20 protein-coding genes are annotated in these 20,745 nt (G+C 41.6%); 17 read left to right on the top strand and 3 right to left on the bottom strand.

Going from position 1 to position 20,745, the window contains the following annotated elements; translation table 11 throughout:
- Positions 1–167: 167 nt before the first annotated feature.
- Both CWO27_RS05855 and CWO27_RS05850 read right to left on the bottom strand, forming a co-directional pair.
- Complete coding sequence (locus tag CWO27_RS05855) at positions 168–1,856, bottom strand: AMP-binding protein (RefSeq protein WP_107898700.1); 1,689 nt, start codon at positions 1,854–1,856, stop codon at positions 168–170.
- 93 nt (positions 1,857–1,949) lie between these two features.
- Complete coding sequence (locus CWO27_RS05850) at positions 1,950–2,693, bottom strand: helix-turn-helix domain-containing protein (protein ID WP_102432819.1); 744 nt, start codon at positions 2,691–2,693, stop codon at positions 1,950–1,952.
- 193 nt (positions 2,694–2,886) lie between these two features.
- Here CWO27_RS05850 and CWO27_RS05845 point away from each other — a divergent pair, with 193 nt between their 5' ends.
- The 16 genes from CWO27_RS05845 to CWO27_RS05770 all read left to right on the top strand — a co-directional run bounded on the left by CWO27_RS05845 (position 2,887) and on the right by CWO27_RS05770 (position 18,199).
- On the top strand, positions 2,887–3,057 hold the full coding sequence (locus tag CWO27_RS05845) for a Flp family type IVb pilin (protein WP_102480233.1): 171 nt from the start codon (positions 2,887–2,889) through the stop codon (positions 3,055–3,057).
- A gap of 157 nt (positions 3,058–3,214) precedes the next feature.
- Entirely contained in the window at positions 3,215–3,745 is a 531-nt protein-coding gene (locus CWO27_RS05840; protein WP_107898699.1) for an A24 family peptidase, read from the top strand.
- 37 nt (positions 3,746–3,782) lie between these two features.
- Positions 3,783–5,132: an ATPase AAA gene (locus tag CWO27_RS05835; protein ID WP_048658135.1), complete on the top strand. Its 1,350-nt coding sequence runs from the start codon at positions 3,783–3,785 to the stop codon at positions 5,130–5,132.
- Complete coding sequence (cpaB, locus tag CWO27_RS05830) at positions 5,125–5,874, top strand: Flp pilus assembly protein CpaB (RefSeq protein ID WP_048658134.1); 750 nt, start codon at positions 5,125–5,127, stop codon at positions 5,872–5,874. The genes CWO27_RS05835 and cpaB overlap by 8 nt, the downstream gene beginning before the upstream one ends.
- An 8-nt stretch (positions 5,875–5,882) precedes the next feature.
- Complete coding sequence (locus tag CWO27_RS05825) at positions 5,883–7,337, top strand: type II and III secretion system protein family protein (RefSeq protein WP_048605622.1); 1,455 nt, start codon at positions 5,883–5,885, stop codon at positions 7,335–7,337.
- Positions 7,300–7,596, top strand: a complete 297-nt coding sequence (locus CWO27_RS05820; RefSeq protein ID WP_170960817.1) for a hypothetical protein — start codon at positions 7,300–7,302, stop codon at positions 7,594–7,596. Before CWO27_RS05825 ends, CWO27_RS05820 begins: the two co-directional genes overlap by 38 nt.
- 16 nt (positions 7,597–7,612) lie before the next feature.
- Positions 7,613–8,875 carry a pilus assembly protein TadG-related protein gene (locus CWO27_RS05815; protein WP_107898698.1) on the top strand — a complete coding sequence of 421 codons (1,263 nt, stop codon included), beginning with the start codon at positions 7,613–7,615 and terminating at the stop codon, positions 8,873–8,875.
- 2 nt (positions 8,876–8,877) lie between these two features.
- Positions 8,878–9,306 (top strand): TadE/TadG family type IV pilus assembly protein, encoded by a 429-nt coding sequence (locus tag CWO27_RS05810; protein ID WP_019824856.1) that lies wholly within the window; start codon positions 8,878–8,880, stop codon positions 9,304–9,306.
- Positions 9,306–9,803, top strand: coding sequence for a TadE/TadG family type IV pilus assembly protein (locus tag CWO27_RS05805; protein ID WP_170960818.1), 498 nt, complete (start codon positions 9,306–9,308; stop codon positions 9,801–9,803). The genes CWO27_RS05810 and CWO27_RS05805 overlap by 1 nt, the downstream gene beginning before the upstream one ends.
- 26 nt (positions 9,804–9,829) lie before the next feature.
- Positions 9,830–11,050 (top strand): AAA family ATPase, encoded by a 1,221-nt coding sequence (locus CWO27_RS05800; RefSeq protein WP_102432814.1) that lies wholly within the window; start codon positions 9,830–9,832, stop codon positions 11,048–11,050.
- 33 nt (positions 11,051–11,083) lie between these two features.
- Positions 11,084–12,535 carry a CpaF family protein gene (locus tag CWO27_RS05795; protein ID WP_048658130.1) on the top strand — a complete coding sequence of 484 codons (1,452 nt, stop codon included), beginning with the start codon at positions 11,084–11,086 and terminating at the stop codon, positions 12,533–12,535.
- A gap of 9 nt (positions 12,536–12,544) precedes the next feature.
- A complete protein-coding gene (locus CWO27_RS05790; protein ID WP_019824860.1) occupies positions 12,545–13,510 on the top strand; it encodes a type II secretion system F family protein in 966 nt (321 codons plus the stop codon).
- 3 nt (positions 13,511–13,513) lie between these two features.
- Entirely contained in the window at positions 13,514–14,485 is a 972-nt protein-coding gene (locus CWO27_RS05785) for a type II secretion system F family protein (RefSeq protein WP_019824861.1), read from the top strand.
- Positions 14,482–15,486, top strand: coding sequence for a tetratricopeptide repeat protein (locus tag CWO27_RS05780; RefSeq protein ID WP_019824863.1), 1,005 nt, complete (start codon positions 14,482–14,484; stop codon positions 15,484–15,486). The genes CWO27_RS05785 and CWO27_RS05780 overlap by 4 nt, the downstream gene beginning before the upstream one ends.
- Before the next feature lie 18 nt (positions 15,487–15,504).
- Complete coding sequence (locus tag CWO27_RS05775) at positions 15,505–17,286, top strand: hypothetical protein (RefSeq protein WP_107898697.1); 1,782 nt, start codon at positions 15,505–15,507, stop codon at positions 17,284–17,286.
- The gene (locus CWO27_RS05770; protein WP_107898696.1) at positions 17,279–18,199 is read left to right on the top strand and encodes a glycosyltransferase family 2 protein; all 921 of its coding nucleotides are present in this window, start codon (positions 17,279–17,281) and stop codon (positions 18,197–18,199) included. The genes CWO27_RS05775 and CWO27_RS05770 overlap by 8 nt, the downstream gene beginning before the upstream one ends.
- A 150-nt stretch (positions 18,200–18,349) precedes the next feature.
- Here CWO27_RS05770 and chrA read toward each other — a convergent pair whose 3' ends face one another.
- Positions 18,350–19,498: a chromate efflux transporter gene (chrA, locus tag CWO27_RS05765; RefSeq protein WP_107898695.1), complete on the bottom strand. Its 1,149-nt coding sequence runs from the start codon at positions 19,496–19,498 to the stop codon at positions 18,350–18,352.
- A 101-nt stretch (positions 19,499–19,599) separates the two neighbouring features.
- Between chrA and CWO27_RS05760 the strand changes: the two genes are divergently transcribed.
- Positions 19,600–20,526, top strand: a complete 927-nt coding sequence (locus tag CWO27_RS05760; RefSeq protein WP_048658126.1) for a LysR family transcriptional regulator — start codon at positions 19,600–19,602, stop codon at positions 20,524–20,526.
- Positions 20,527–20,745 lie beyond the last annotated feature (219 nt).

The raw sequence follows: 20,745 nt of genomic DNA, 5'->3' as shown, positions 1-20,745 counted from the left end.
AGGAAGGTGACTAAATCGAGACAAATTATTTGCTCGGAATCGCTAAGTAGCCGAATGAGAGATGATATCGGTTTGGATAATGAGAGTAGTGATGCTGCGGATTATACTAAGTACTTATAATTTGAGCTTACAAAAAAGGAGCCGTAATGGCTCCCTCTCGGTTTTGATTATTCTTCCCAAACCACCAATTTATCTTTTGGCCAGTTATGTCCGACTTCATGGTATTTCTGCTCAAGAATATGTCGCTTGATTTTGAGAGTAGGGGTTAACACGCCATTCTCAATGCTCCATGGTTCCTTAATCATCAGTACACCCTTGATCTTCTCATGTGAGCCGAGCTGCTCGTTCATTTTCTCGATAACGCGCTTTGTCGTTCTCTCATAACGAGCTCGGTCAAAGTTGGGGAAGTCATGCGGTACCACCAGTAGGATTGGGCCTGGTAGACCAAGACCTATCAAACACATCATTTCTACGCGGCTGTACTCAAAGAGTTTATTTTCGATTGGTACAGGGGCAACAAACTTACCTTTAGCGGTTTTAAAGGTATCTTTCTTACGTCCACGAATCGTTAGGTAGCCTTCGCTGTCGATATCACCAATATCACCGGTATGCAGCCAACCTTCTGAGTTAAAAGACTCTTGGGTTGCAATGTCATTCTTGTAGTAACCAGAGAATAGGCCTTTGCCTCGAACTAAGATCTCTTCGTCTTCTGCAATCTTAAGTTCGATGCCTGGACCTGCATTGCCAACCGTACCAATTTTATCGGCTCTGAATGGGTAGTTGAGCGTGCTATAGGCGAAAGACTCTGTCATGCCCCATGCCTCGGTAATGTGCAAACCAACACTCTCATACCATGCCAGTAGAGCGGGTGATACCGGAGCTGAGCCACATCCAAGAACACGAGCTTGATCTAATCCTAAACCGTCAGCCAGCTTCTTCTTAATGATGTTGTTGATAAACGGAATCTTAAGTAAGAAGTTCAGTTTCTTCTGCGGCAATTTGTCTTGGATTCGCTGTTGGAACAGCGTCCATAAGCGAGGAACTGAAATAAACAGAGTAGGACGATGCATTTTCACATCATCAATAAACGTGTCTAAAGATTCAGGGAAAGCCGTGACCACGCCACCCATGACTGAAGAACCAAAGATGTAAACGCGTTCTGTAATATGAGCAAGTGGTAGGTAAGAAAACAGGCGATCGCCGGGTTGGATACCAATATGGTCGATCAGTCTTTGAACTGACCATGTAAAGGCGCCGTATGTAAGCATTGCCCCTTTTGGTAATCCAGAGGTGCCGGATGTATACACTAATGACATTAACTTGTCGTCGTGATGTTGAGGACGTTTGGTGGATGGTTCATGCGTATCGATCAGCTGTTCAAATGTGTGTTGGCATTTGGCAGCCGTATCGTATGGTAGAGAGATGCTGATTAAGCTCGGATTGTCATCCAGTACCTTTTGGGTAGCAGCAGGATCATCTAGCTTACCTGCAATCACTATTTTACTTTCACTGTGCTCAATACAGTATTGGATGGTATCTGCACCAGCTGTTGGAAAGATTGGGACGCTGACAAAATCTCCTAACATCATGGCAAGGTCGCAGATGAACCACTCTGCACAGTTTTTCGATACGAGAGCGACTCGATCGCCAGGTTTGGCTCCGAGTCCTTCTAATGCTGACGCCAATTTCAGTGCTTTGTCGGCTACTTCTTTATAAGTAAATTCGACAAATTGGCGGTTAATAATCTGTTTCAAATAGACTTCATCTGGGCGTTCTTCTGCCCATTTTAAAATCATGTCATTGGGTGTAGGGAGAGCTGTTGCTTGTTCTTGGCTAAACTCGTTAGGCTGAATCATTGTCTAACTCCATGTTTTTCGCTAAGTTATTTTTGGTTATTTTTGTTAAAATCATGTTAAATGTACCATGATTTTTTCTTTTAGGGAGTAAAATTAGCGTTTTCTGTTATCTGTGCAGGCACGTCTGTAGCTTGCAGGGGTTACGCCCGTCCTTTTCTTAAAAATTCTTGAAAAATACGACACATCCTTGTAGCCACATTGATAAGAAATTACAGCTATTTTTGATTCGGTATCCGCCTCAATCAACTTTTTGGCTAACAGGATTCGTTTATCGCACACAAAGTCTCTAAAGCTTACTCCAAAGTGTAGATGAAACTTTTTAGAAAAGTAGGTTGCTGAACAGTGACATTTTTCAGCTATGTCCGTTTCTCTTATTTCCTTGTTAATGTTATCCATAACAAAGTTAACAACTTCAGAAGTAAACTGTTTGGTCGGCTCCTGGTTGTTGCTATTCATGTCTCTATCGAGATCGAAGTGTGCTTCAAAGATATGTTGGGTTTTATGCTTTAGTTCTTCGAATGAACTGGTCAGATGATTACTGCTTGTTTCAATAATGAAGAATACATTCTTATGATTTCGAACGTTATTAGGTATCTGACCTGTACAAATAATAACAATTCGCTTGTTCAAGTTTTCACAAATAGATAGTGCCATTGTAAGTAGTTGAAGTTCATCCGTTTTATTCAATATAAAAAATACTAACCTTACATCTAAGTGACTGATTATAGATATGTCCTGTTTATAGTTATTAATGACGAAGTAACGACTAATTTTATTGATAATAATTGAATTAAATTCGCTATCTATATCTGACAGTAAGGGGGTAATTATCTTCATTGGTATTAAACTAGTATCATAATTAAATAAAGTTCAAGGTGAACCTGTGATTGTTCGTTTATTTAATTAGATTAGAAGTACGACAAGAAAGTGCAAGTAAATGGCAAGAAAATCCTAACCTAATATATCTCTCACCTCTAGATTTAGTTTACAGGTAAACAAAGCCTGATACGCAAATCAAGGAGAGGTTCTCATGGATAAGTTTTTGAATAATTGTAAAGAATTCATGAAAGATGAAGAAGGGTTGACTGTAATCGAGTATGTAATCGGTGCAGCTTTATTGGTATTAGGTTTAACAACCGTATTTTCTGGTTTAGGGGCTACACTCGCAGCGAAACTGAACAGTATTGTTAATGGTCTATGATCGGTTAGGAGTGAGACAGCAAAGAGGGCTTACTTCGGTTGCCTACATTGTCGCTGCTGCGTTACTTGTCATTGCTATAGGATTGGTTTTTTCTGGGATGGCAACAGCCTTACTTAGCAAAATCCAGAGCATTTTTTCGAGTGTATGAATTGAATATATGATTAATGAGCCTTCAGTTTTTTGGGCGTTGCTAATTGCAGTTTCGGTATACGATGTTGAGAAACATCGTATACCAAACAAAATATTGATACTGTTTTTGTTTGTGTACTTTTTATCAATGTTTAACCGTAATTACACCTTTGATGTTTTTTTAATGTCCTTAGTTGGATTCGTGGTGTTTTTTTGTTTTGGATTACTCTTATATTTTTTAAGAGCTATGTCTGCAGGAGATGTGAAGCTATTAGGTATTGTAGGGATGTATCTTGGGTGGGGACAATTACTTGATGCATCGTACTTTATCTTACTTTCTGCTGGAGTGATCGGGACTTTCTACTTGCTATATAACTTTTCCAACTCGAACAGTCTTAGTATCAAAGGCTATTTTGAAAATAAGCTAATTGTGCTTGGTGGAGTAGCACCAGTATTAAATGAAAGTACTAGTTTGCACGCTAGGTATTCAAATAAGGTGACGATGCCTTTTGCACCCTCTGTTGTCATGGGATTAGCGATGTATAGCTACTTTACTTAAACCTGTTGTTGGTTAGCTTTGTGGAGAGGAATAATATATGGATATTATAGGGCGTACTGCTCCAACAACTTTGAAGCCTCAAATTTCAGCCCCGGCCGTTCCTACATCTATTGATATGTTGGGTGTTCCTGAAGTCGTTATTGAAAACCTCGTACTCAAGCATTTGTCTGCTTACCCTAAGTCGGATGTGTTAGAACTCTCTAATTATATGTGTGTTGTCACTCATATTGTGGAAAGTGCTCTGGCCGTTTTAAGGAAGAAGTCGTTAATTGAGGTATTTCAGCCTACCTCAGATCTTTCTCTATCATCTGTATCCCATAGTCATGTCCGTTACTCCCTTTCTGAGAAAGGGCTGGAAGAAGCTGATCTTGCCTTTAAACGTGATGCTTATTTAGGCCCCGCACCTGTTTCACTTACCCAATATAGTGATGTAGTAAAGCAGCAAGACCTGAGAGCAGAGCTAGTGACTCGGCCACATGTCGAAGCAGCACTGGATGATGTATATGGTGTCGATAAAATGATTTCAGTGCTAGGGCCTGCAATCAATTCTGGACGTGCTTTGTTGTTATATGGGCACGCTGGTACTGGTAAAACATTTGTCGCGAGCCGTATTGTGAATGCTTTGCACACCTCTGTATTTATTCCTTATGCAGTCTATGCATTAGGTAACATTATCAAGGTGTTCTCGGCGCAACATCATAAACCGTTGGATAGTAACGGCAGCGATCAAAGCATTTCCCTCAAAGATCAGTACGACAAGCGTTGGCTTAATTGTGAAAGGCCAAATATCCAAGTTGGGGGTGAACTGACAATGGATATGCTTGAAGTTAATCATTCAGAAAATAGTCGAGTTTGGTTAGCACCAGTTCAAATGATGGCAAATAATGGGATTTTTGTCATTGATGATCTTGGTCGTCAGCCCATGCCGGTGGATGCGCTTCTTAACCGTTGGATTGTACCGATGGAGTACTCATTCGACTATTTGTCGCTGCCTAATGGTCAGCAGATAACGATGCCATTTGTATTAACCCTTGCCTTTTCTACCAATCTAAACCCCAAGAAAATAAGCGATCCTGCCTTTTTACGTCGTTTAGGTTACAAGATTGAATTCAAGCCACTTAATCAGCGAGATTATGAAGCTTTATGGATGAGCGTCGTTGCTGATAAAGAGGTCGAGCTTCAAGACGGATTTTTTGAGCGTTTGTCTCAAATGCACACACTGCTTAAGGTGCCACTTTTCCCATGTTTACCGAAAGATCTCGTTGGTATAAGCAAAGATATTCTTTCGTTTGAGCAGCTACCACCTGTTATCACATTCGATATTCTTTCCATGGCATGGGAAGTTTATTTTACCTCTGATGGACACGAGGAAGAGAATAATGAATAAGAGTCAAGTTTTCCTACTGTTTTTACTGTCCGTAGTATTCGGCTTAGCGGCTGTATTTTTTGCTAAGCAGTGGATGGATGATCAAGTTCAGCCAACCGTTGAAGTTGAAACGGTCGAGCGTCACCCCGTTGTTGTCGCATCACAAGAAATTGAAGCCGGAACTATTATCGAGGAGCAGTTTTTAACCACCAGATTGATGGAGGTTGATTGGATTAATGAAAATAACTATTCGGATAAAGCAGAGCTGATTGGCAAGGTTGTTGCGAATACCGTCTATGCGGGAGAGGTGCTTCACAAGTTACGATTTACTGTACCAGGAGAAGGGTCAACGCTTGCAGCTCTTATCCCTGAAAATAAACGTGCGGTAACGATACGTGTTGATGATGTTATTGGTGTGGCGGGTTTCTTACTACCGGGTAACAAGGTTGATATTCTCAATACCGTTTCTTACGGAAAAAATTCTGCAGCGACTCAAACAGTATTAAAAGACATTAAGGTTTTGGCTGTCGACCAAACGGCTAAAACGAAAGAAAACAGTCCGATTATTGTACGAGCGGTAACACTTGAGATGACGCCGAAAGAGGCAGAGAAACTTCTCACGGCTAAAAGCAAAGGCGATATTCAGCTGACTTTGAGAAACCCACATGAAGTTGAGAAAAAAGTGGTTCGTCGATATGTGCCTAGACCAAGTGTCACCATTATCAAAGGTACAGAAACATCTAATGTGCGCGTCAAGGATTGAGGTGAAATATGAGAATATTAATTGCGTGTGTTTTGAGCCTGATTTGTATTTCGACGGCCAGTGTTGCGGCGTTACAAACGGGAAAAACAGTCACGGTTCCACATCATAAATCTACGCATGTCGTGCTGTCGGGAAAAGCGGCGAAGGTTTCTCTTGGTGATCCTGAAGTTTTAGATATTGTAATTTTAAAATCAAATGAAGTGTTTTTAATTGGTAAAAAATTAGGTGCGACAAACCTAATGGCTTGGGATTCTCGAGGTCGGTTGATTGAGTCTATTAACATTGAGGTTACTCATGATCTTAATAGCCTTAAAGCTAAATTATATGAGTTCCTTCCTGATGAAACTATCGAAGTGCACAGTGCGCAGAACCGTCTATTATTGAGCGGTCAGGTCAGCAACCAACAACAAATGAATGTGGCGATGCGAATCGCAGAAACCTATTCGTCAGGGCAGGCTGCTGACGCATCAAAAGAAAGCGGAAGTGAACAAGCTGCAGCGACAGGTGTTATTAATTTAATGTCGATCGGAGGGGCTCAGCAGGTCATGTTAGAGGTGACGGTTGCTGAGGTTCAAAGAAGCTTGGTAAGAAAGTTTGATGCGAACTTCCATTTCTTCCAAACCAGTGGGTCTGACTTTTCTTGGGGGGCGTCTTCAGTCCCTGCCGGAGTGTTAGGTGCAACCCCAATTTTCAATATTCCTACCTCTACCGATTACGGCATTTTAGGTTCTTTCATTGATAGCAATACATTGTTTACTTTCGCATTGGACGTAGCAAAACAAAATGGTGTGGCAAAAGTCTTGGCTGAACCGAACTTAACCGCGCTAAGCGGTTCAAAGGCTGAGTTTTTAGCGGGGGGAGAATTTCCCATTCCGGTGCCTGACGAAGATGGTATTACCATTGAATATAAAGAATATGGTGTGGGTTTAAAGTTCATCCCAACGGTACTGAGTGACAAAAAAATCAACCTAAACTTAGCGGTTGATGTGAGTGAGATTGCCAATAGTAGCTCGTTAACGATTGATCCTGGTACCACCAATGCGACTTACTTTATCCCTCCAATTACCCGAAGAAGTGCATCGTCGACGCTTGAGTTAGCCGACGGTCAAACCATCGGTATTGCGGGGTTGTTGAGTGAGAATGTTAGGGACATCAGTAACAAGATGCCAGGCTTTGGCGATGTGCCGATTTTAGGTCAGCTTTTCAATAGCCAAGAGTATGTATCTGGTGAAACAGAGCTCGTTATTCTTGTTACTCCTCGACTCGCTAAACCTATTGACCGAACGAAAGTAACGTTACCAACGGATGCCTTTGTTGATCCTAATGATTTGGAATATTACTTGTTAGGCCGAAGCGCTTACATCGCTGAACCGTCTGAATCTGATTCAGAACAATCTCAAGCTTCACAGGATATATCACCGACCGATGGTGGTAGCGAAGGCTCATTTGGCCATGATTTATAAGGGGATAGATATGACTAAAATAATGATGATCTTTCTCGCAATGTTATTGGTTGGCTGTGCGAACGATGCTCGTTTAGGGCATTCGGTAGCACTAGTGAAAACAGAGCAAACGTATAACCCTAATGCGACCCAAGAGAATTTACTCGAAGTACCTGATGGTACAGGGGAGCGGATGCAGACTGGTTACGACAGATATGTTGGCAGAGGTGAAAATGATCTGTCCGGAAGTAGTAGCCAGATCTTAGAAGATTTTAACTAAATCTGGAGGTACTCATATGTTGTATCGAGTATCACAAAGCCCTAAAAAACAACAAGGCTTAGTTGCGGTGATGATTACTGCTGCTTTGCTGGTTTTTCTAGCTGTCTCAGCGCTAGCTATAGACATAAATCATATGGTTGTAAATAAAACGCGCTTACAAAACGCAGTCGATTCTGCAGCGTTGGCTGCCGCAACCATATTAGACAATAGTAAAGATAAAGATGCTGTAGACGCAGAAGTGGGTACGGCACTCAATGCCATGGCGGCTTCAACTGGGAATCAAGAAATTGATTTCTCTACTGCTTCTATAAACATTGATTATTCTAATGATCCACAGGACTTTACTGGCAGTGCAACTTTTGGTGCAAATAATGATGTTTATGTGCGTGTTCGCGTAGATGCACTAGAGATGGATGAATTCTTTATTCAACTGTTTGGCCTTGAAAAAGTGGTATCGGCAAGTGCTGTTGCAGGGCCGAGTTCAGGCCTAGCTTATAATAATGTTGTACCCATTGGAGTGTGTATTGGTGATGGTACTTCTGATAATGATGTTAATGAAGATGGTTATCATGACGAAACCGGTGAAGAGATAACCAATGTGTTCGGTTATGAAGTTGGAACCGTTCACGCCTTGAAGGTTGGAGACAGTAGCCTATCTGAAATGGGTAATGGTAATTATCACCTGCTGGACTTTGGTTCTGGTGGTAACACAATCAAAGAAGGCTTAGGTGGTAGTTATGATCAGCCAGTTAAAATTGGTGAAGATATCACAACCAAACCTGGCGGCACGGTTGGTCCAACAGGCGATGGCTTAAATACTCGTTTTGGTGATTATGGCGGTGGATTATCGGCATCTGATTACCCTTCAGATTATGTGACCACAGAACCTACCAATGAAATAACGATTGATGCCAATACCGGAGAGATCACTTTCGATGATAGCTACGATTACGCTCAATATAAGTTAGATACCAATGCCTGTATAGCAAGTGGCGGTGCTGGGTGCGCATCTAATGGTGTTGCTTGGCGTCGTATTTTACCTATACCTATGGTGGACTGCTCGGGTAAAAGTGGCGGCTCTACCGACTTTACAGTGAATAAAATTGGCTGCTTTTTCTTGTTGCAAAAAGCACCAACGAACAACTCAGGTACACCCGCCGTTTTTGGTGAGTTTATACATTCTTGCAGTGTTACTGGTGGCTCTAGTAGTAATCAGTCGACAACCGAAGGGGCTTACAGGATTGTTTTGTATAAGGATCCTGATAGCGGGGAGTCGTAATTATGACACTATCTAATAAACATCAACGTGGTTTTGCTGCTGTAGAGATGGTTATTGCTACCCCTGTGCTACTGTTTTTTTTGGGGTTGGTGATTGAGCTTGGCAATATTCTGATTCACTACAATGTTATTTCTAAATCTGTACAAAATGGCGCACGATATGCTGTTAGTGAGGTTTACGATACCAAAGGTGGCACTATTGCACCAACTTTGGAGATTCAAAATGTGGTGGTTTACGGTCAGAGCAGCGTGGGGACGGCAGTACTATCTACATTGACGACATCGGATGTAACAGTAACACCACCCTCTATTGACAGCTATGTGCGAGTCAGCGTGACATATGACTATGTGCCGTTGTTTCTGTCTATTCCTTTATCCGCCACAAGTTTTTCTATTCCGTTAAGTGTCACTTCGGTGATGAGGGTATTGTGATGAAAAGGCTTAAAAGACGAATCAAAGGGCTGGCCATTATTGAGTTCACTTTAGTCTCATCGTTAATTTTTCTACTGCTCTTTCTCATTTTAGCGTTGGGTGCCTATATATTTTCGCTGCAAATGGTCAGTGAGGCGACGAGGAAAGCCGCTAGATTAGCGACGGTATGCTACGTCCTTGATAGAGATAATATTGCGGGAATGGTGGTGAATGATATTCCTCTTGTTGGGTTTACTAATGCGAATTTAGAAGTGGCTTACTTAGACGCGAGCGGGGGAGAGATTGCTTCTGATTTTGAAGCTAACTTTGGCAGCATTAAGTTTGTGCGTGCTAGGGCTACGGGCTATGGCATTCAGTTAATCAGTAACCTAAGCTTTCTAGGAAATAATGGATTTCTTGCAGCCCCTGCGTTTGAAACAATACTACCAGCAGAAAGTTTGGGAGTGGTGAGGCCTCAAACTGAAACCAGCCCTAACATATGGAATAGATGCCCATAAGCGGTTATTTAAAAGGAGATAAATGTATGGGGGAAGCGATCAAAATAACGCCAAATGAAAGCGATAAGGATATGACGCGCTTAAGAACGAATCTAAAGGTTTGGTTAGTCTACAGCACTGACGCCTTTCATTTGCATATGACTCAAGAGCTAAAAAAATGCCGAAATGTTCATGTGACGTCGTTTTCTCTTGCGGCAATGAGTGAGGAGTACTTAAAAAGTGCGGATGTTCCAGAGCTTATTTTCGTTGAAGCTCACGGGAATTGGGCGCAAAAAATGGTTGAGTTGCAAGGGTATGATTTGTCTTTAGAAGACAAGGACTTGTCTTTAGTTGTGCTCGGTGATGAAAGTGATAATGGGTCACTAAAAATCGCACTGCGTTTAGGAGCTTCAGATTTTTTGTCTCACAATGTGACCCTATCAGACCTACTGCCACTCTTGAAGAAAACGGCCTCTGAAAAGCTTGAGAACTCCAGTTACGGAGAGTTTATCTTGTTTTTGAACACCAAAGGAGGGATGGGTGCAACCACCTTAGCGTTAAATACTGCCATTGAGATGGCCACGCAACATCCTAACGAAGTACTTTTACTCGATATCGATCTTCAATTTGGCGTGATACCTGATTATTTGAACATAACCCCCACTTATAGTGTTTCGGATGCGATCAACAGTTCTAATGATTTGGATGAAATGTCTTTGGGGTCATTGGTAAATAAACACGAATCGGGTCTCCATGTTCTAAGCTTTAAGCATGAGAATAACGCAGATGATTTCGAACAGGCTCAGAAAATTGGCAGATTACTTCCAATTCTGCGTCGCTTTTACCCTTATGTGATCATTGATCTGTCTAGAGGCTTAGATCACGTGTTTGCATCAGCAATATCACCTGCGACGAAAGTACTTTTGGTTTTGCAACAGAGCTTAGTGTCAGTAAAAAACACAAGCCGACTAATTAAATCTCTGAAATTTGAGTACGGCTTACAAAGTGACTCAATAGAGGTCATTCTCAACCGTTATGAAAAGCGACATTCAATTAAGTTAAAAGATGTAGAGCAGGCGGTGGGTAATCATAATATACACCTTATGCCTAACGATTTTAAAGTTGCGCTGGAGAGTGCCAACTTGGGACAGCCCTTAGTTCAGTCGAGAAAGAAAAGCTCTATTACTCGCTCTATCATCGATTTGTCTCATGTTCTATCACCACCAGAACAAGAAGAGAAAGGGTGGCTGAAAAAGTTGTTTTCATAATGGGTTGATGAAAAGTAAACACGAGGGATTGTGATGTTCTTTAAACGAAAAAATGTAAATCCAGAGTTTGAAAAAAAAGTAGAACAGATTTCGCATGATTCAGAAGATGCCAATCCTGTTGACCGTTTATCCAATGTTGAGGCGTCTAGTCACTCTCGAAATACGGAAGCGAGCGTTGAAAAGGAGAAGGCGATTGATGAGGCTCGAAAGGTTTTAGAGCAGGAGCTCTCAATCAAACACTTCTTTCATAAGCAGCTGCTGGAGACCCTAGATTTAGGATTACTTTCTAGCTTGGAGAAAGAGCGCGCTAAGCTCGATTTACACGAAGCCATCGTACAGTTAATGGCTGAAGATGGTAGCCATGCATTGAGCGCGGAAGGGCGCAAGCGGGTTATCAAGCAGATAGAAGATGAGGTTTTTGGCCTTGGTCCGTTAGAGCCTTTATTAGCTGATCAAACCGTGTCAGATATATTGGTCAACGGCCCAAAAAGTGTTTACGTTGAGCGAAGAGGTAAACTCGAAAAAACGCCCTATACCTTTCTTGATGACCGCCATCTGAGAAACATTATCGACCGCATAGTAAGCCAAGTAGGGCGCCGCATAGATGAAGCGTCACCTATGGTAGATGCGCGCTTAGTTGATGGTTCACGTGTTAACGCAATTATCCCGCCTCTCGCACTTGATGGTCCTTCCGTTTCTATCCGTCGCTTTGCTGTTGACCGTTTGACTATGGATAACTTGATTGACTATGACTCAGTGTCTCCTCAGATGGCTAAGTTTGTCGAAGCTGCGGTTAAAGGTGAATTAAATATCTTAATCTCCGGAGGAACAGGGTCGGGGAAAACAACCACACTGAATATCTTTTCTGGCTTTATTCCTCGAGATCAACGAATTATTACCATAGAAGACTCGGCGGAATTACAACTTCAACAACCTCATGTCATTCGTTTAGAAACCCGCCCTGCCAACCTTGAAGGGAAAGGAGAAATCAGTCAGCGCGAATTGGTTAAAAATACCTTACGTATGCGACCTGATCGAATCGTGGTCGGGGAGGTACGTGGTAGCGAAGCCGTTGACATGCTAGCGGCGATGAACACGGGTCATGATGGTTCACTTGCCACCATTCACGCGAATACCCCTCGTGATGCCTTGAGTCGTGTCGAAAACATGTTCTCAATGGCTGGGTGGAACATATCAACCAAAAACTTACGAGCTCAAATAGCTTCGGCTATCCACCTTGTTGTTCAAATGGAACGCCAAGAAGATGGTAAGCGTCGCATGGTGAGTATCCAAGAGATCAACGGCATGGAAGGTGAGGTGATTACGATGTCTGAAATATTCCGTTTTCAGCGTAAAGGTATTGATGAAGATGGCAATATTATCGGTTATTTCACAGCAACGGGGGTTGTGCCTCAATACCATGATCAGTTAGTCAAACGTGGACTCGAACTGCCTTTCGAGCTCTTTAGTGAGACCAAAGGTTAAGGAGAGATTATGGACAATGTAAGCGTTTCATTAGGCCTATTGTTTATCGCAGTACTTTTTATTTCCCAAGCGTTGTTGTTACCTGCTGCAGGTAAGAAAGCGAAGCATAAAGAGCTGTCTCGTCGCTTGAAAGAGACGCAACGTAATATCGATGCAGAGAGTTTGTCATTACTCAAAGAGCACTATAACAAAGAACTCTCCCCGCTGGATCGTAAGCTCATCGTTATCTCTTTTTTCGCGGGCTTGAAAAAAATGTTGGAACTGGCAGGTATGAAAGTGGCATTAAGCCGATTCTTACTGATTATTTCTCTTTGCGCTGTATTGCTCTCATTGATATCGATAATGACCAACCAAGTGTGGTTCATAAGTGTCGCGGCATTCATTTTCGTTTGGGTTATTGCTTACTTGTTTGTGCAAAACCGAGTGACTTACCGAATGGCTCGATTTGAAGAACAACTTCCTGAGGCGTTGGATATTATTCGACGTGCCTTACAAGCAGGGCAACCGCTCGTTCAATCATTTAATGAGGTTGGCGAAGAGCTTCCTGACCCAATAGGTACCGAATTTAAGAACACCTATAACTTACTTAATTATGGTTATGATTTACGTCTAGCGATTTTACAGATGACAGAGCGAGTACCCACTGTATCAATGTTGGCTTTTTCTAGTGCCGTAATGTTGCAAAAAGAGACTGGGGGTAATTTATCTGAGAACCTGCAAAAGGTATCAGAAGTACTTAGAGCGCGTTTTAAACTGGAAAGGAAGGTAAAAACACTCTCTGCTGAAAGTCGCTTATCAGCATGGATTTTAACATTATCCCCTTTTGGTTTGTTTTTCGCATTACGGGTGGCTAGTCCCGAATATATCGAGCCACTTTATAAAGACCCACGCGGTTTATCGATGGTCAGTGTCGGTATTATTCTTTTGGCCATTGGGGCCTTGTGGATTAAAAAGATCATCAGCATAGAGATTTAACTTATGGAACTACTCAATATTGAAGTCTGGAAGCAGATGTTAGAAGAGTTTGGGATCAGCTCTCAGGTGGTTATTTATGCGATGATTTTGCTCACTACTGTCTTGTTTACATTGACTGTTGGGTTTCTGTTTTTAGGAGCTCGATCTCCTTTAGACAAGAAGCTAAGACAAATATCTGAAGAGGGAAGTGTTGGTGGCCGCAAACCCTATGATTTCTCAAATACGCTTGAATCATTAAGCCCTTTTATAAGTAAAGGTAACAAAAAGGATAATGAAACTTACTCAGAAAAGCTGATGCATGCTGGGTTCCATGAGAAGAGTTCATTATCAGTTTTCTATGCGTTGAAGGTTTTATCTAGCTTAATAGGTATCGTCGCTGCTTTTATGGTCTATTACATATCGTTGGGTGGAGACTACAATAACTTACTCATCATGACCTGTGTTTTTCTTGGAACGTTTACGCCAAATATTGTACTGAGTAAGTTACAAAAAGAGCGTCAGAAAAAAATTAGAAACGGTGTCCCTGATGCGCTTGATCTTCTTGTTGTGTGTACCGAGTCTGGGCTTGGTTTTAATGCTGCCCTTGGACGTGTCGCATCTGAGCTCTATGTCTCTCAGCCGGAGCTAGCGGATGAACTAGAGACTGTGTTTGCTAAAATCCAAGCGGGTGTCACCATGCCTGATGCGCTCAGGCAGCTTATCGAACGAACCGGTTTAGTCGAGTTGGAAGGTTTGGTTTCTTTGCTTTCTCATGCGTCGAGAATGGGGGGGAGTTTAGCGCAAACACTCCGTGATTATACAGAAGACTTTAGAGATAAACGTCAGCAAGCTGCTGAAGAAATTGCTGCAAAAATACCGACTAAGATGTTATTCCCCATGTTGATATTTATTTGGCCTTGCTTTTTCATTGTCGCACTTGGCCCAGGACTATTGATCGTAATGGACGCATTAACTGCGCCGGGAGCAAGTTTATGATGTTATACAATAAGTTTCTTCTACTACTGTTGCCTATTTTGTTACTTGGTTGTGCTTCTTCGGATGAGCCGACCAATCAATTTGATGCCGAATTGTATTCTGGTAAACCAATCGATTCTTTAACTAGTGATGATCCACCGCTAAATGAAAAAGAAGCAATTATGCGCGGTGACATTGCTCTGCGAGACAACAATATAGACTTGGCTTTATATGAATATATACGCTCTTTGTCCTTCCCTGAAAAAGAGTTTCACGATAAAACCTTGTTCACTATTGGCCAAATACATTCGTCTCGCGGTAACTATGCGTTGGCCGAGAAAGCTTACCTAGCAGCGCTAGATTTTAATCCTGCCCACACCGAAGTTTTGGAGCAGTTAGGTGTTTTGTATACCAAGCAACGCCGTACCGATGAAGGTCGAAGCTATTTCTTTAAAGCGATTAATTCAGACCAGGTTCGTTTAAAAAGCAGCGAAACTATCCAAAATTACCAAGCGTTGAGTCAAAGTGAAGTGGCCAGTTTGAAGGTAGACAGCATGTCCCCAGCATTGGCTTATATGGGGATTGGTGTATTGGAAGATGTTGACGGAAAGCATCAGATCGCACAAGAGTACTTCAAAAAGTCACTGACGATAGATAAAAGCTCAGTCAAAGCTTTGTTGAATATGGGCTACTCCCACTACATGTATGGTAACTACAAGGAAGCGTATCAATACACGCGTTCAGCCTTAGAGTTAGAACCGAATAATGAAAAAGCTCAGAATAATCTAGCACTTATTTATTTAGCCTCTGGGGATATTAAAAAGGCAACCAACGTGTTCATGAGGCACATGGATGCCCCGGAAGCGTTGAATAATGTTGGCTACTTCCTAATCTTACAAGGAAAACCTGATCAGGCGGTTCCATATCTACAGCAAGCTATCGATAAAAAATCATCTTACTACAAAGTAGCAAATGAAAACTTAAACAGAGCACTAGCGGAAGTGAGAGAGATGGAACAATAGTGAATTGATTTTGGCTTAATGAAAAGGATATTCATATTGCCTAAAAGTGAGAGTTTTAACAAAGACATCATAGCTATTTCTGTAATTTGGCTCGTATGTGCCATTTTTATATTTATTTATAAGTGGGAGAGCATTTCAATACTCAACCTGAATGACAATGACGATTATATGCGTTTTGTTCAGTTTCAGGAGTGGATGAGGAATGGTCATTGGTACCTAGAGCCAATGAGTAACTTTAATGCCGATGACGGTATTATTATTCATTGGTCTCGATTTCCTGATCTAATGCTCTCTTCAGTCGCTTTCCCATTGATATTTATGGTTGATGATAGCCTTGCTTATACTATCTCGATTTCTATTGTCCCTTTGCTTTATTTATTGTTCTTCGCATTATCGTGCTTTTACCTATGCGAACGTTTCTTAGGCGCTAAGTACCGCTTTATCAGCACGATGTTTGCTATTTTTTCTCCTGCGATAATACACTTCTTACCTGGTTCTATTGACCATCATAATATTCAACTTATTTTGGCAACGCTCTTCTTATCAGTAACACCGACTTCTATCAACAACCTAAGGCAATCATGGCGAGTGTATGCTCAGGCCGTTTTCGTGTCTCTATCTCTATGGACTGGGATGGATAATGTTTTGTTGTTTATGATTTTCTTAATTATTTATACTGTGTATTACTGCTTCGTTCGTGACGAGTGGTTTAGTTATGTCTCTAAGTTATACGTAACTTGTTCGATTTTTGGAGCTTGTGCTGTTTTATTAAATAGGCCTTATGATGAGTTCTTTGCTTTTAAATATGATGAAATCTCATTTATTATCATCATTCTTTTTTTTAGTGGTTGGGTGTTTGTCAATGCTTACAACCTATTGAATAATAATAGAAAAAACTTAACTCAAAGATTTTTATTGTTTGTTTTTCTTGGTTTGTTGTGTTTACTTCCGGTTGTTATTCTTTACCCCTCACTGACTAGTGCTTTGTTTATTGATTACCCACCGATATTAAAGCTGTATTGGCTTGATCAAGTTGCCGAAGCTAAATCTGTCGCAACATACATAGCAATGAATGGCTTTTTTTCAGTGGATAATTATTTGTTGCTATTAGTTCCCGCAATGTTGTATCCATTCTTTCGAAATAAAAACCCACACTGTGCAATCTTGTATCTCATTTTTATGTTTAATTTAGCCCTTGCGATGTTTTGGCAGATTAGAGTGATGAGGTTGTGTTTTGTTTTGGCGGCACCTTTTCAAGCATATTTTGTAATTAAAGTGTCTGAATACGTTAGGTATTCACTACTGAAAATGCTGATTATTTTCTCAGGTACTCCATTGGCGTTAGCGTTTGTCATTCTCGCTTTATCTCCAGCAGAGGAAGTGACTACCAAACTTGATAAGACCGATAAGTTACCAGTCATCTTTAAGGTGCTGAAAGATAACGGTATCAACTCTCATACAATTCTTTCAGGAATAGAAACAGGTGCACCTGTATTGGCCAAAACGAACAACACTATAATCGCCGCGCCTTATCATAGAAATATTGTGGGTAACCAATTTTTAATCGAAGTGATGTTAGAAGAGGACATGCTTCTAGCAAGGAACAAAATAGTCGATAAAAAGGTTGATTATATATTGATCGGTAATGACCCTCATTTAACTCTTCTAAAGGACTCTGGAAGCGAGGACTCTTTAATTAGGAGACTTCATGGGGATAATATTCCGGCTTGGTTAGACGTTACATATGATGGAATTGAGGATGGTTATCGAGTTTTTAAAGTAAGGAGTGAGCATGAATAAACAGAAAGTCGCAGTATTACTCCCATGTTATAACGAAGCCGGAGCCATTGCTGAAACGGTCACGTCTTTTCAACAAGCCTTACCTGATGCATCCATTTATGTTTATGACAATAATTCAACCGACAACACGGTCAACGAGGCGTTACAAGCAGGGGCGATTGTGCGACATGAGCCGCGCCAAGGTAAAGGGGAGGTTGTGAGGCGGATGTTTTCTGATATCGACGCCGATATCTATGTGATGGCTGATGGTGATGATACCTATGACGCCTCAATATGCCCCGAGCTGATCGACCAACTAAATAATGAAAAGCTCGATATGATCATTGGCAGTCGCGAGCGAACTTCAATGGCTTATCCCAAGGGACATATCCTTGGGAACAAGATGTTTTCATCTCTGATTAACTTAGCATTCAATGCGCAATTGAATGATGTGTTTTCTGGCTATCGAATTATGAGCCATAGATTTGTCAAAACCGCACCTATCTTCAGCGATGGTTTCCAGATAGAAACAGAACTTACCGTGCATGCGTTACACCATAATATGTCAATCAAAGAAGTCTCGACTCAATACCAATCTAGACCTGAAGGGACTACCAGCAAACTGAACACCTTGAGCGATGGTCTCAAGATTCTAAATTTTATCTTGTTCTTATTGAGAGATGTAAAGCCGATGTTTTTCTTTGGCTCTCTCTCGATATTGCTAGGTTTTATTTCATTGATCTTGGGTATCCCCGTCATTGTTGATTTTGTTGATACAGGATTGGTTGAGAGGCTACCTACAGCTGTTTTGTCTAGCTCAATAGCTTTGATCGCGGTGATGTCTTTTTTCTGCGGTTTGATACTCGATAACGTATCACGAGGTAGGCGAGAGATGAGAATTCTCTCTATTTTAAGATTTAAGGACGATGAATGACTTAGCTGAGATATTTGGCTAAGAGATCAATCCTCGAGAGCATGAGCTTTGAGATGGAATTACCCATTATATAGCGGGTGATAGGTAGATTAAATTATGAAAGACGAAAGTAAGAAGCAACCGGTTCGCTTACTTCTTACCTTAAACCTATTAGACCGCCAGTCCTGTCATTGCGCCAAAGACAATGAACAACCCTACTAACCCAACAATAGGTAACTTCACGGTTTTCAATAACCACACACCAACAATGATCAGAGCGAAATCTAAGCCACTACTCACTGCACTTGTGAAGATGGGTTGATATAGTGCTGCCAATAACAAACCTACAACCGCCGCATTCACACCTGTAAGTGCACCAGCCACTAAAGGTTTGCTTGCAATCGCCTGCCAGTTCTTCAGTACACCCAGTAGCAATAAGAAGCCCGGTAAGAATACAGCAATCGTTGCGAGTAGGGCGCCGGTGATCGGTGCTGATGGCATCAACACATAACCTAGATAAGTGGCTAACGTAAACATCGGGCCAGGTACTGCTTGCGCCGCTGCATAACCTGTTAGGAAGGCATCTTGAGACAGTTGGTCGCCAATACCATTTTGTAGTAGTGGAAGTACCACGTGGCCGCCACCAAATACTAGGCTGCCTGCTTGATAGAACAGGCCAAACACTTCAATGCCTTGAGAGTAAGCACTGAATAGAGGCAAGCCAACCAGCAAAGCAACAAAAATCACGAGAGGCGTTACCGATATTTTTTGTGTTGAAGGTATCGTTTTAAGCTCTTGTGAGGTTAAGAACTTACTGCCAACGACCGCTGCAAATAGAAGCACTAAAACTTGAGGCCAGATGCCAGGAATCAGTAGCAGAACAATTGCGGTAATCACACATAAGGCGGTCGCGATCTTCGATTGGCAAAAGTTTTTGTACATGCCGAAAGTGGCATCAGCCACAACCACAACGGCGAGTAACTTAAGGCCGTGGATGACAGAGATGAACAGCGGATCTTCCAACAATTGGTTACTCACTAACGCCAAAATCAGCATCAGAATGACAGATGGAGAAGTGAAGCCGACAAATGCAGCAATCGCACCTGTTAAGCCTCCTTTCTTGTAGCCAACCGCAAAGCCAACCTGACTTGAACCTGGGCCCGGAAGAAATTGGCTGAGGGCGACAATTTGCCCGTACTCTTCGTCGGACAACCAATTCAGTTTTTCAACAAAGGTTTTACGGAAGTAGCCAATGTGTGCTGCTGGTCCACCGAAGCTAATCCAGCCAAGCCAGAAAAAGGTTTTAAAAATTGAAAGCATGATCGATTCCAGATAAATGTTTAGCGTAATTTAGGTGGAGTTAAACTATGATTCAAATTAATTGTTTTAATTATAACTATGAATGAAATGGGTTGTTTGGCATGGCTGATTTTAATTGGAAAGGGATCGACCTTAACTTGTTGATTGCACTGCAGGCTTTGTATAAAACGAATAGCGTGAGTAAGGCTGCTGAGCGTTGTTATGTCAGCCAATCTGCGATGAGCCATAGCTTACAAAGGCTACGAAAGTTGTTTGATGACCCTTTGTTTGAGCGTGTAGGTAGCAAAATGGAGGCGACCGACCGAGCCATTGAACTATCAAGTACCGTGGATGCGCTACTGAATACCATCCAGTCTGAGGTGCTGTTGTCAAAATCGTTTGATGCAGAAACTTATAAAGGGACTTGGAAGATTGGTCTCACTGATTATGCCGAGCAGATGTTCGCTCCAATATTGTTTGACCTGATTAAGCAATCCTCTCCTTACTCCCAAGTAGCGTTGTTCAATGTAAACCGGAGTAACTACCAGCAAGTCTTTGAAGATGCCAAGCTTGATATGACGATAGGCAGCTTTGGTGAGGTATCAAAGCAGTATCGAACAAAGCATTTGTACACGGAGCAACATGTTTGTTTACTTGACCAATCGGTTCTATCTATTGAGGAACCTATGTCGCTAGAACAATTTGTTGCTGTCGAGCACGCACTCGTTTCCCCGGCAGGGGCTTTAAAGACGGGAGTAGATACTCGTTTAGCTGAACTCGGTTTAAGCCGGAAAGTCGCGATATCTTCCAGTAACTTTTTAACTGTTAAGCGGCTCATTCGTGGTAGAGAACTATTGTGTATTGTCCCCAAGCTAGTCGCGCGCAAGGATATTGATAGTGAAGAAACCTTACTAGCTGTGAAGCCACCAATTGATGTTCCAGATTTTGATATCCAGCTTGTTTATAGAAAGGCAAAGCATTTAGATGATAAAAATAAACGACTTAGAAAGCTGATTACTAATGCGATCTCATCTGTGATTTCCGAATAGTTTATTGTGTCGGTTAATCGTCAAATTCATATGAATTAATTTTAGAAAAATCCGGTTTATTATAAGAACCCGACTATACTTAATTTACGACTCAAAGCAGTCGCAAAGAATAGGCTTTTTGATTTACCTAAGTAAAAAAATTGGTTATATCTTCATGATATAGCTTAAAAATCTACCAGGCTAAACGGACTTAGTTGGTCTTAAAAGCGCTAGCTCCCC

This window comes from Vibrio sp. 10N.286.51.C3, assembly GCF_003050065.1.
GTDB lineage: Bacteria > Pseudomonadota > Gammaproteobacteria > Enterobacterales > Vibrionaceae > Vibrio > Vibrio crassostreae.
The sequence above is the reverse complement of the archived record's forward strand: the minus strand, read 5'-3'. Positions and strand labels throughout refer to the sequence as shown.